Raw genomic sequence first — 12,299 nt, 5'->3', positions numbered from 1 at the left:
ACACTTGGTGCAGATCTGTTCTTCGCGCGTTGGCGACGGCCGCGCGCACGACTGGAGGTCGGTATGACTCAGGAGTCCGCGGGCAAGCTGCGTGAGATCGGCGTGCTGGTACGCGCCGACGGGGTCGGGGAGTTCCGCGACGGCGGCAAGGTGACGCGGATGCGCGCCTCGGGCCCCGACGAACTCCGCGGCATGCTCATGGAACGGGCGCTGCAGGTCGCCGCCGACGAGGGCGTCGACGTGCACGTCACGACGATCGACGTCGACGGCGTCTACGACCTGCTCTGCACGTCCGACGGCCAGGTCGACGAGGTCGGCGACATGCGGCCGCTCGCCGACGGCGACACCGAGCTCACCCCCGAGGAGGCGCCGGCGACTCGCCAGGCCGACGGCGGCTACGCCGCCCTGTTCGGCATCGACGTCGACGAGCCCTCGACCGAGGTCGACGCGCCGAGCGTGCCCGTGCACGAGACCGAGCGGCTGCCGCGCGAGGCGATGATGGCGAAGCTCGACTACGACGACGTGTTGCGCGGCGAAGAGGTCGCGCAGGACGAAGACGAGGAGCTCTCGACGAGCGGCCTCTTCGACGCCGAGTCTGACCCGGCCGACGCTGACGCGGCTGACGCGGATGCGGTGGTCGACGCGGCCGAAGACGACGACGCCGACGACGACTACCACGACGAGGCGCTCGACCACGACTTCGACGATGTCGAGGATGAGGTGGCGGACGAGGCCGCAGAAGAGGAAGTCGAGGATGAGGATGTGGCCGACGAGCCTGGCGCTGACGAGCCCGTGGCCGACGCCGCCGCCGCCGACGAGCCTGCCGAGCCCGGCGCATCCGAGCCCGCCGACAACGCCGACGCCAATGCCGACGCCAATGCCGAAGCGATCGCGCAGACCGCACAGGCCTCGTCGCTGCCGTGGAAGAACCACGACCTCGGCGCCGGCGACGAGGGCACCGACACGGGGGAGTGGCAGCCGAACTTCCTGCGCGGACGCGGCGGCGAGCAGGCCCCCGAGCGCGGCCGCCGCAGCCCCGCCGCGGAGCGCGCCGCGCAGGCCGCCGCGAGCTCGGCCTCGGAGCACGGCTCGGCGCCGACCGGCGGCATCGCGGTGCCGCCGAAGCCCGCGCACCGCCCGAACACTGAGGGCGTGCCGACGCTCGACGACTTCTTCGCCGAGAAGCTCACGGCCCGCAAGCGCCCCGCGGAAGAGGGGTGGCGCGCGAACCTGCGCCGCGCGACGGGCGGGCTCATCAAGCTCGGCCCGGGCCAGCGCGAGCAGCAGCGTCGCGACGAGCTCGCGGCAATTCAGCGCACGTTCCGCGGCCCGCGCACGATCGTCGTCATGAACCCGAAGGGCGGCGCCCACAAGACCACGACGACGCTCATGATCGCGGCGACGTTCGGCACGCTGCGCGGCGGCTACACGCTCGCGTGGGACAACAACGAGACCCGCGGCACCCTCGGGTGGCGCTCAAAGCCGGGCGTGACGAAGAACACCGCCGTCGACCTGCTGCGCGAGCTGCCGCGCTTCGAGATCTCGGGCGGCATGACGATCGCCGACGTCGACCGATTCGTGCGCAACCAGGGCGACGCGAAGTTCGATGTGCTCGCGAGCGACGACGACGCGGCGAGCGCCGCGATCATCGACGACGACGCCTTCAGCCGACTCCACACGGTGCTGTCGCGGTTCTACCGCATCATGGTCATCGACACGGGCAACAACATGCGCGCCTCGAACTGGGAGGCTGCGCTCGACGTCGCCGACCAGCTCGTGATCGTGTCGACCGCGCGCGAAGACACCGCCGCATCCGCCGCGTGGCTAGCCGACGGCCTGCGCGAGCGCGGCTACGGGCAGCAGCTCGCGAACGCCGTAACGATTCTCTCGTCGCCGTCGGAGAAGGAAGACCCCGAGCTCACGCAGAAGCTCACGTCGCACTTCCAGCAGCTCACGCGCGCCGTCGTCTCGGTGCCGTACGACCAGGAGTTCGTGGGCGGCGGCGAGCTCGACATCCCGAGCCTGCACCCCGCGACGCTCGCCGCGTGGCGCCGCGCCGCCGCGGTCATCGCCGAGGGGCTGTAGCCCGGGCGCGCGCATCCGCCCCAACCTGCCGAGCGCGCCCAAACCTGACGAGCCCGACAAGACCTGATGGCATGCCGTCAGCTCGTCGGGCTGATCAGGTCTGGTCGGGATGAACGGGGCGTGGGATGAACAGGGCGCGGTGCAAGGGCAGCGGCGAGCGTGCGCAAGCAAGCAGCGCGTGGCCGCGCCGCGCCGCGACGATAGGCTTGAGGGTATGTTGCGTGTGATTGCCGAGGAGCAGTCGGCCACCCCGGCCGAGATGGATGCGATTGTCGCGGGCCTCGACGAGCGGGCGGGCGTTGTGCTCGCGTCGGGCGTCGAGTATCCGGGCCGGTACACGCGCTGGGACATCGGTTTCATCGACCCGCCGCTCGCGCTCGAGGGCCGCGGCTTTGAGCTGCGGATGCGCGCGCTCAACTCCCGCGGGCTCGTGCCGCTGCGCGCGTTCGCCGACGCGCTCGAGGCGACCCCGGGCATCCGCCTCGAGCGGGTGAGCGACACCGAGGCGACGATCTCGGTCACCCCGCAGCGCGACGAGCTGCTGCCCGAGGAACAGCGCACGCGCCGCCGCTCGAGCTTCACGGTGCTGCGCACGCTGCTCGAGCAACTGCCGCAGGATTCGGGCCGCCACTTCGGCCTCTATGGCGCCTTCGGCTACGACCTCGTGCGCCAGATCGAGGCGCTCGCCGAGCCCGCGGGCGGCGACCAGCGCGACCTCGCGGTGTACCTGCCCGACAGCATCCTCGCCGTCGACCGGCAGCGCGGCGACGCGCGCCGCTACAACTTCGACTTCGCCTACGAGGGCGAGTCGACCGAGGGCGTCGAGCGCACGCCGACGTCGTCGCCGTTCGTGCCGCCGGCCGCCGACGCGACCGACGGCCGCGATCACGCGCCGGGCGAGTACGCCGCGCTCGTGCGCGAGGCGAAGCACTCGTTCGCGCGCGGCGACCTGTTCGAGGTCGTGCCGGGGCAGGCGTTCCGCCGGCCCGTGCGCACGTCGCCCGCGCAGGTGTTCCGCAACCTCGTGCGCGACAACCCGGCCCCCTACGGCGCGCTCATGAACCTCGGCGGCAACGAGTTTCTCGTCACCGCGAGCCCCGAAATGTTCGTGCGGGTGCAGGGCAGTCGCGTCGAGACCGCGCCGATCTCGGGCACGATTGCCCGCGGCGCCGACGCGATCGAAGACGCCGACAACATCCGCACCCTGCTCAACTCGGCGAAGGACGCCTCGGAGCTCACGATGTGCACCGACGTCGACCGCAACGACAAGTCGCGCATCTGCGAGCCCGACTCGATTCGCATCATCGGCCGCCGCCAGGTGGAGCTCTACTCGAAGGTGATCCACACGGTCGACCACGTCGAGGGCACGCTGCGCGAGGGCTTCGACGGGCTCGACGCGATCGCGACCCACATGTGGGCGGTCACGGTGACGGGCGCGCCGAAGATCTGGGCGATGCGGTTCATCGACGAGCACGAGCGCTCGCCGCGCACCTGGTACGCGGGCGCGCTCGGCGTGCTCTACGCCGACGGCACCGTGAACACGGGGCTCACGATTCGCGCCGCGATGATCCGCGAGGGCATCGCCGAGGTGCGCGCGGGCGGCACGCTGCTCATCGACTCGACGCCAGAAGACGAAGAGCGCGAGACCGAGATGAAGGCGCAGGCGCTGCTCGAGGCGATCGCGAAGCCTGCGGAGGCGCCGACCGAGGCCCAGCCCGAGGCCGAGGCCGAGCCCGGCTCGGGTGCCGGCCACCGCATCCTCATGTTCGACCACGAGGACTCGTTCGTGCAGATGCTCGCGGGCTACCTGCGGGCCACCGGCGCCGACGTGCAGACCGTGCGCGTTCCGCGCGGCGGGCTGCGCGACGAGCAGATCGCGCAGGCGCTCGACGAGGCCGCGCCGACGCTCGTCGTCATGTCACCCGGCCCCGGCAATCCGCGCGACTTCGAGGATGCGCGGATTCTCGCCGAGGTCGACCGCCGCGGGCTCGCGGTGTTCGGCGTGTGCCTCGGCCAGCAGGCGATCGGCGAGTACTTCGGCGGCAGCCTGGGGCAGCTCGGGTATCCGCTGCACGGCAAGGAGCGCGAGTCGGTGCGGGTCGCCGACGGATTCCTGGATGCGCTGCCCGAGCGGGTCACGATCGGCCGCTATCACTCGCTCTACGTCGACCCGGCGACGATGCCCGACGAGCTCGTCGTCGTCGCGTCGGACGACGACGGGATCCCGATGGCGCTGCAGCACCGCACGAAGCCGTGGTTCTCGGTGCAGTTCCACCCCGAGTCGCTCATGTCGCTGCGCGACGCGGCGGGCCACCGAATCATCGACTCGGTGCTCGAGCGCGTGCCCGTGCCGCAGCACTAGAACGCGCGGTAGTCGACCTTTTCGAGGCGGGCGCCGCGACGGGGGCGCCGCGGCCCGGCCGCGAGCAGCAGCCGCACGGCGCGGAACCGCTGCCCGCGCCACGGCTCGAGCGCCGCGAGCATCTCGGCGTCGCTGAAGTCGCGCCCCTCGAGGGCGTGGCCGACGTGCTTACGCAGGTGGTAGTCGCCGACCGACACGGCGTCGGCGTCGCCGAGCGCGCGCTGGGCAACCTCGGCGCTCGTCCACACGCCGACGCCGGGCAGCGACTCGAGCCGCTCGCGGGCCTCGGCGGCGGGCAGCCGGGCGAGCCGGTCGAGGGCGGATGCGCGCTCCGCGAGCCGCACGACCGTTCGGCTTCGCGCCGGGTCGACGCCCGCGCGGTGCCACTCCCAGCTCGGGACGCGCCGCCACTCCTCGGCGGCGGGGCTCACGCGCATGCGTCGGGCGACGGCCTCGGGCAACGGCCCGGGCGCGGCCTCGCCGTGCCGGTACACGAGCTCACGATACGACGCCTTCGCCTGGTCGACGATGACGCGCTGCTCGAGCACGACCGGCACGAGCTCGGCGAACACGGCGCCCGACCGCGGCGTACGCATGCCGGCGCGGCGCCGATGTGCTGCCGCGATCTCGGGCAGGAGCGGCGCGAACGCGCGGTCGTCGTCGGCGTCGCCGCACAGCGCCGGGGCCTGGGCGACCGCCGCGGCCGCGCCGGGGCCCCACGCGGTCGCCCGCAGCTCGCCGCCGGGCAACGACCGAACCCGCAACGTCGCCGGGCCGCCGTCGAAGCGGCGCGCGAGCAGGGCATCCGCCCCCTTCGTCAGCCAGAGGAACGTCGGGTCGCCGGCGCCGTGCTGCAGGCTCGACAGCGTGAGCCCGAGGTCGGTCGGGTGCGGCGGCCGCCACGTCAGCTCGGCGTCGGATACGTGCATGGAGCGATCTTCCCGCGGGCCTGCGACATCGGTGCGTAGGATCGCGGGGACGGCGTGAGATTACCGCGCGCCGATTCGACCGTCGACGCGCACGAGCGGAACAGGGGACCATCGATGACCAGCCAGAGCACGACCGACGCACGCACCGGCACCGCGAAACCGTTCATCGCGCTCGCGACCGGTGCGATCGTGGCGCTCGCGCTGAGCGGCTGCACGCTGATTCAGGAGCTCAGCGACGACGACCAGCAGGTCGAACAGGAGCAGGTCGACGACGGCGACGAGGGCTCGGGCGACGAGGGCGACTCGGGCGACGAAGGCGACGACGCGGCGCCCGCCCCGTCCGGTGCCGTGCCCGAGCCGGGCCCTGGCGGCGATTCCGACGACGACTCGGCCGACGACGCCGGCGCGAGCGAGGAGTACACGCTCGACGTGCGCGGCGAGGGTTGCTCCGGCACCGTCGAGCTCGCGGGCACGCCCGAGTGGACGTACGTGGGGGAGGGCAACCAGCAGCTCGACTTCACGCCGTCGAGCGACGCACAGCCGAAGTGGGCGGCACACGTCGTCGCGCTCTGCTCAACCCGCGAGGCGCTCGAGCAGTCGCAGGGGAACCTCGAGTGGTCGCTCGAGGCCGCGGTCGGCGACAACTGCGTCGACAGTCGCGAGGTCGAGGTCGAGGGCTACGACGCGATGACGTGCCTCGTCGAGACGAGCGACGGGAACTTCCAGCTCCTCCTCGCGGCGATGGACGACGACGTGCTCGTCTCGGTGAATTCGGCGATCATGCGCGACCTCACCGACGACCGCTCGGAAGAGCACAGCCGCGAGCAGGCCGCCGAGGCGCTCGCGCAGACCGAGGTGCTGTTCGAGCACGTCGAGCTCGACGTCAACTAGGTGGTCGGGGCGCTGAGCCCGCGCTGGTGCGCGAGCCCGCGTATCCGCCCCCTACTCGGCCTTACTCGAAGACGATCGTGCGGTGCCCGTCGAGCAGGATGCGGTGCTCGGCAAACCACTTGACGGCCTGCGTGAGCGTGCGCGACTCCTCGTCTTGGCCCATCGCCTGCAGTTGCGCCACCGTGTGCGCGTGGTCGACGCGGCGCACGTTCTGCTCGATGATCGGCCCCTCGTCGAGGTCGGTCGTCACGAAGTGCGCCGTCGCGCCCACGAGCTTCACGCCGCGGCCGTGCGCCTGGCGGTACGGGTTCGCGCCCTTGAAGCCGGGCAGGAACGAGTGGTGGATGTTGATGAGGCGACCCTCGAGGGCCGCGCAGAGCTCGGGCGAGATGATCTGCATGTAGCGGGCGAGCACGACGAGCTCGATGTCTTCGGCCTCGACCACCTCGAGCACGCGGCGCTCGAACTCGGCCTTCTCTTGCGGGTTGCGCACGGGGCGGAACTCGAACGGCACGTCGTAGAAGCCCGCGAGCTTGCCGAGCACCTCGTGGTTCGCCATGACGCGCGGCACCCGAATCGGCAGGTAGCCGGCGCGCTGGCGGAACAGCAGGTCGTTCACGGCGTGCTCGGCCTTCGACCCGAGAATCAGCGTGCGCAGCGGGCGGCCCGCGACGTCGAGCTCGACGTCGGCGCCGAGCGCGTCGCGCACCTCGGCGATTTCGGCCTCGAAGTCCTCGCGGCTGCGGTCGGTCGCGACCTCACAGCGCAGGAAGAACCGGCCCGTGTCGAGCGACGAGAACTGCTGCAGCTCGGTGATGTTGCCGCCGCCGCGCTTGATCGCTCCCGTGAGCTGGTGCACGATTCCCGGCTGGTCGTCGCACACGAGGGTGAGCACGAGGCGGGTCGACGGGGCGGATGCGGCTGGGTTCGAAGACGAGTCGGTCACCGCACCAGCGTAGCCTCAGAGGGTGCCAGATTCCTCGACGCGCGCCCCGGAGCGCCCGTTTCCGCTCATCCCGCTGATCATGCTCGCTGCGGCGACATTCCTGTCGGTGTCGGTCGAGATGCTGCCGACGGGGCTCATGCCATTCATGTCGGAGGATCTCGGGGCGAGCGAGTCGCAGATCGGCCTGCTCATGACGATCTTCGCGTTCACCGTCGTGCTGCTCTCGACGCCGATCGTCTACCTGCTGCAGCGCGTGCCGAAGCGGCTCATGCTCGTCGGCGTGCTTACGGCGTTCGCGATCGGCACGATCGGCACGGCGCTCGCGCCGACGTACTCGCTCGTCGTGATCTCGCGCATCTTTACGGGTGCCGCGCACGGCGTGTTCTGGGCGACCGTGACCTCGTACACGGGGTCGCTCGTGACCTCGAGTCAGCTCACGAAGGCGGTGTCGATCACTGGTGGTGGCGGCGGGCTCGCGTTCGTGCTCGGCGTGCCCCTCGGAACCCTGCTCGGCCAGATCTTCGGCTGGCGCACATCCTTTGTCGTCGTGGCGGTGATCTGCCTGATGGTGGCTGCCACGCTCTGGTTCGTGCTGCCGAAGCAGGTCGAGGAGGCGCCCGAGACCTCGGCGATCGAGGTCGTCCCGGCGCCCGGCGCGATCGGCGACACCGAGCGCACCGGTTTCGACGGCCCGCGCGTGCCGCGACCGAAGCGCTCGATGTACCTCGTGACCCTGCTCATCCTCATCGTCGCGATCACGATGGCCGGCAACTACTCGTTCTACTCGTACATCTCGCCGTTCCTGCTCGGCATCGTCGAGCTGCCGGCCGAGTGGCTCGCCGCCGCGCTCTTCGCGTTCGGCATCATGGCGGCCGCCGCGACGTTCGGTACCGGCATGCTGTTCTCGAACCGGTCAACGCTCGGGTTCGCGGTCGCCTACAGCTGCATGCTGCTCGGCGCCGGGGCGCTCGCGTTCGTGCCGCAGGTGCTGCCGCTCGTGGTGGTCGGACTCGGGCTCTGGGGTGTCGGGATGGGGTTCCTCCCGACCCTGCTGCAGTCGCGGCTGCTCGTGGTTGCGCCGCGCAAGCACCGCGACCTCTCTAGCGCGCTGTACACGTCGGGGTTCAACCTCGGCATCGGCGGCGGTGCGTTCATCGGCGGGCTGCTGCTCGACGACTACGGGATCTGGTCGGTCGCGCCGAGCTTCCTCACGCTCGTCGGCTGCGCGTTCGTCGGCATTATGGTGATGGACTTCCGGCAGCGGCGCGCCGTCAAGTAGCCTGGGCTGAAAGACACGGGGTGCCCCGCCAGGGGCTGAGATCACACCCGAGAACCTGAACGAGTTCGTACTCGCGGAGGAATGTCGCGATGGCGCCGTTGGCGTCGGCCCGCACGGGCGTCGCACGCTTCCGCGGCGCGGGCGGAGAGCCGAGGCTACCGATGATTCCGAACGTCCTGTCGATCGCGGGCACCGACCCCACCGGCGGTGCCGGTATTCAGGCCGACCTCAAGGCGTTTGCCGCGCAGGGGGCCTACGGCATGAGCGTCATCACCGCCGTCGTCGCGCAGAACACGGTGGGGGTGCGGCGGTTCGTCGCGCTCGACGCGTCGTTCGTCGGCGAGCAGCTCGCCGCCGTGTTCGACGACGTGCGGGTGGATGCGGTGAAGATCGGCATGGTCGCGAACGCCGACATCGTCGCGGCGATCGCGCGGGCGCTCGACGCGGCGCCGGGGGTGCCGGTCGTGCTCGACCCCGTCATGGTCGCGAAGAGCGGCGACCACTTGCTCGAAGACGACACCGTCGCGGCGATTCGTGAGCTGCTCGTGCCGCGGGCGACCGTGATCACGCCGAACCTGCCGGAGGCGGTTGTGCTTGCTGGTGGCGCCGGGGCGGGTGGGGCGGGTGGCGCGTTGTCGGAGCCTCGGAGCCTTGCCGAGATGCACGAGCTGCTGCCGGTGCTGCGATCGCTCGGGAGCGAATGGGTGCTGCTGAAGGGCGGGCACCTCGGTGGCGAGTCGAGCAGCGACCTGCTCGTGCAGGGCGACGACGAGCCGCTCGAGTTCTCGGCGCCGCGCGTCGACACGGTGAACACGCACGGGACCGGATGCACGCTGTCGGCCGCGATCGCCGCGCGACTGCCGCGAGCGGATGTGCCCACGAGCATCCGTGCCGCGAAAGAGTACCTGACGGGGGCGCTGCGCCACGCCGACGACCTCGACGTCGGCGCCGGCCACGGTCCGGTGCACCACTTCCACGAGCTCTGGCCCGCTGACGCCCTCGCGCGGGCGTGACCCCGCGTATCCGCCCTTCGCGTCGCGGCGGCCACTCCTCTCCTTCCGCCGCCGCTGGCTCTTCTCTGTCCGCCGCCGCCTGATCTTTCCTCCGCCGCCCATCCGCTGCCTGACGGCAATTTGCGGCTTTTACGCCGGATTTGTCGCGATTTACCGTCAGTCGGCGAGAAAGCCTGCCGGCGCCTCTCCTCCCCTCTGCCCCGCCCATCCGCAGCTCGGCCCATCCGCTGACTGACGGCAATTTGCGGCTTTTACGCCGGATTTGTCGCGATTTACCGTCAGTCGGCGAAGGTGGGTTGGGTCGTGAGCGCGGGCGTCCGTGCGAGCTTGGGCATCCGTGTGAGCGTGGATCCTTGCCATCTCTCCGCGAACTGACGGCAATTTGCGCCTCTTCGCCCTGATTTGTCGCAATTTGCCGTCAGCTAGCGAGAGTGCCTGCCTCCGCCCATCAGCCCCTCGGCCTATCCGCCCATCCGCTGACTGACGGCAATTTGCGGCTTTTCGCCGCGGTTCGTTGTGAATTGCCGTCAGGCGGCGGAGGCGGTAGGCGGCGGATGCGGGGGCGGATACGGGGCGGAGAGGCGGGCGGATGCGCGGGCGGGTAGGCGGGCGGATACGCGGGCTACGGCGCGGCTAGGGGCGCGGGAGGCCGAGGTGGTCGCGTAGGGTCGCGCCCTCGTACGCGCGCCGCATCCGACCGCGCCGCTGCAGTTCAGGCACCACCGTCTCGACGAAGTCGTCGAGACTCCCCGGCAGCGCTGGTGGCATGAGGTTGAAGCCGTCGGCGCCACCCGCATCCACCCACCGCTCGATCTCGTCGGCGACTTGCTCGGGCGTGCCCACGAACGTCGCGTGGCCGCCACCGGCCGCGAGCGACGACAGCAGCTCGCGCACCGTCGGCTGCCGCTGCGCGATGATGCGCAGCACGGTCGCATAGCGTCCCTTCGGTCCCGTGAACTCCTCGAGCGGCGGCAGCTGCGGAACGGGGGCGTCGAGGTCCCAGCCCGAGGTGTCCTGCCCGACGAAGAACGCGAGCTGCTCGAGCGCATCCGCCACCGGCACGAGCGAATCGAGGGCCTCGCGCCGCTCCCGCACCTCGCGCTCGGTCGAGCCGACGTAGGTGACGAGCCCGGGCATCACCGCGATGCCGTCGGGGTCGCGGCCTGCGCTCGCGGCGCGCGCCCGCACGTCGGTGCGGTAGTCGCGCGCCTGCTCGAGGTCCCACGCCACGGCGTAGATGCCCTCGGCGTAGCGCGCCGCGAGGTCGCGCCCCGGGCCCGACGCACCCGCCTGAAACAGCACGGGCCGGCCCTGCGGCGACTCCGGAACGTTGAGCGGGCCCGCCACCTGAAAGTGTGGGCCGAGATGCCCAACCGGACGCAGTCGCGACTCGTCGACGTACTCGCCCCGCGTATCCCGCACGATCGCGTCGCGCGGCCACGAATCCCACAGGCCGTTCAGCACGCGAATGAACTCGTCGGCGCGCGCGTACCGCTCGGCGTGGCCGGGCAGTGCGGTGAGGGAGTGGTTGCGCGCCTCGTCGTCGGTCATCGAGGTGACGACGTTGACGCCGGCGCGGCCGCCCGAAATGTGGTCGAGGCTCGCGAGGAGGCGGGCGGCGTGGAACGGATCCCAGAACGTGCTCGACATCGTCGCGACGAGTCCGATGCGCTCGGTCGCGCGGGCGATCGCCGTGAGCGTCGTGATCGGTTCGAGTACCCAGCGCGGGCCGCGGGCGACGCCGCCGAGGCCGATCGACTGCCCGTCGGCGAGGAAGAACGCGTCGAAGCAGCCGCGCTCGGCGGTGCGGGCGAGCCCCTCCCAGTACGTGACGTCGCCGAGGCGGTCGGCGGCGGTGGGGTCGGCGCGCCACGCGGCGGTGTGGTGACCGGCCGCGAACGCGAAGAGGTTGAAGTGGATGCGCGCCGGCATCAGTTCTTGACCAGCCCGCCGTCGACCACGAGGTTCTGCCCCGTCACGGCCCGCGCCCACGGCGAGGCGAAGAACACGGCCGCGTCGGCGAACTGTTCGGGCGTCGTGACCGAGCGCAGGGGCGTGCCCTCGGCGATCGCGTCGAACACGGCGGCGGGGGTCGCGGCGCTCGCGTCGGTCGTGCGCAGCAGGCCGCCGCTCACCATGTTCACGGTGACGCCGCGCGGGCCGAGGTCGTCGGCGAAGGTGCGCGTGAGCGAGAGGAGCGCCGCCTTCGCGGCCGTGTAGTCGTGGTAGGGGACGACCGGGTACTGGAACAGGTTCGTGCCGACGTTGATGACGCGGCCCGACCCGGCGCGGTCGAAGTGGGGGAGCGCCGCCTGGATGACGTTGAGCGCGCCACCCACCGCGCCCGTGAACTGGCCGTTGAACGCGGCGAAGTCGATCTCGTCGGCCTTCGCGCGGGCGTCGCCGTCGAACGAGAAGTCGACGAGTGCGTTGTTCACGACGGTCGTGAGCGGTGCGCCGAACGCGTCGTCGGCGGCCGCGACGAGCGCTGCGACTTCGTCGGGGTCGCGCACGTCGGCGCGCACGGCGACGGAGCGGCCCGGATGCGCGGCGGCCAGCGCCTCGGCCGCGTCGCGGCTGAGGTGGTAGTTGATCACGACTCGGGCGCCCTCGCGCAGGAACGCCTTCGTGAGCGCGCGCCCGAGTCCGCGGGCGCCGCCCGTGATCAGGACGACCTGGTCGGCGAGGGGGATGGCGGGTGCGGTGGTCGGTTCGGTGATGGGTTCAGTGGTGGTCATGCGGGGTGCTCCTTTGTTGTGGGTTGGGTTGGTGGTCGTGGTCGTGGTCGTAGTCG

The 12,299-nt window shown here is 71.5% G+C and carries 9 protein-coding genes and 1 riboswitch; of the genes, 5 read left to right on the top strand and 4 right to left on the bottom strand.

The features are described from left to right. Nucleotides 1-63 precede the first annotated feature (63 nt). Both G328_RS15920 and G328_RS0108760 read left to right on the top strand, forming a co-directional pair. Nucleotides 64-2,085 (top strand): MinD/ParA family ATP-binding protein, encoded by a 2,022-nt coding sequence (locus G328_RS15920; RefSeq protein WP_051082884.1) that lies wholly within the window; start codon nucleotides 64-66, stop codon nucleotides 2,083-2,085. Nucleotides 2,086-2,299: 214 nt separating this feature from the next. Continuing rightward, nucleotides 2,300-4,447, top strand: a complete 2,148-nt coding sequence (locus G328_RS0108760; RefSeq protein ID WP_019618973.1) for an anthranilate synthase component I — start codon at nucleotides 2,300-2,302, stop codon at nucleotides 4,445-4,447. Here the strand turns inward: G328_RS0108760 and G328_RS0108755 are convergent. Then, the gene (locus G328_RS0108755; RefSeq protein WP_026339770.1) at nucleotides 4,444-5,376 is read right to left on the bottom strand and encodes a DNA-3-methyladenine glycosylase family protein; all 933 of its coding nucleotides are present in this window, start codon (nucleotides 5,374-5,376) and stop codon (nucleotides 4,444-4,446) included. The two genes, G328_RS0108760 and G328_RS0108755, sit on opposite strands and share 4 nt — an antisense overlap. Nucleotides 5,377-5,490: 114 nt before the next feature. Here G328_RS0108755 and G328_RS14925 point away from each other — a divergent pair, with 114 nt between their 5' ends. Continuing rightward, nucleotides 5,491-6,267, top strand: coding sequence for a hypothetical protein (locus G328_RS14925; protein ID WP_019618970.1), 777 nt, complete (start codon nucleotides 5,491-5,493; stop codon nucleotides 6,265-6,267). Nucleotides 6,268-6,328: 61 nt separating this feature from the next. Here G328_RS14925 and G328_RS0108745 read toward each other — a convergent pair whose 3' ends face one another. After that, a complete protein-coding gene (locus G328_RS0108745) occupies nucleotides 6,329-7,213 on the bottom strand; it encodes a formyltetrahydrofolate deformylase (RefSeq protein ID WP_019618969.1) in 885 nt (294 codons plus the stop codon). 22 nt (nucleotides 7,214-7,235) lie between these two features. On the opposite strand from G328_RS0108745, the gene G328_RS14920 reads away from it, so the two are divergent. Both G328_RS14920 and thiD read left to right on the top strand, forming a co-directional pair. Beyond that, on the top strand, nucleotides 7,236-8,492 hold the full coding sequence (locus tag G328_RS14920) for an MFS transporter (protein WP_019618968.1): 1,257 nt from the start codon (nucleotides 7,236-7,238) through the stop codon (nucleotides 8,490-8,492). Between the two features lie 6 nt (nucleotides 8,493-8,498). Then, nucleotides 8,499-8,591: riboswitch (TPP riboswitch) on the top strand. Between the two features lie 62 nt (nucleotides 8,592-8,653). Further along, a complete protein-coding gene (gene thiD, locus G328_RS0108735) occupies nucleotides 8,654-9,505 on the top strand; it encodes a bifunctional hydroxymethylpyrimidine kinase/phosphomethylpyrimidine kinase (RefSeq protein ID WP_026339769.1) in 852 nt (283 codons plus the stop codon). A 633-nt stretch (nucleotides 9,506-10,138) separates the two neighbouring features. Here the strand turns inward: thiD and G328_RS0108730 are convergent. Next, the gene (locus G328_RS0108730; RefSeq protein ID WP_019618966.1) at nucleotides 10,139-11,437 is read right to left on the bottom strand and encodes an LLM class flavin-dependent oxidoreductase; all 1,299 of its coding nucleotides are present in this window, start codon (nucleotides 11,435-11,437) and stop codon (nucleotides 10,139-10,141) included. Beyond that, entirely contained in the window at nucleotides 11,437-12,243 is an 807-nt protein-coding gene (locus tag G328_RS0108725) for a 3-oxoacyl-ACP reductase (protein ID WP_019618965.1), read from the bottom strand. The genes G328_RS0108730 and G328_RS0108725 overlap by 1 nt, the downstream gene beginning before the upstream one ends. Nucleotides 12,244-12,299 lie beyond the last annotated feature (56 nt).

It is taken from the genome of [Zimmermannella] faecalis ATCC 13722, from assembly GCF_000381765.1.
Lineage (GTDB): Bacteria > Actinomycetota > Actinomycetes > Actinomycetales > Microbacteriaceae > Gulosibacter > Gulosibacter faecalis.
Note: the sequence above shows the minus strand (reverse complement) of the source record. Positions and strands in the feature narration are given on the sequence as shown.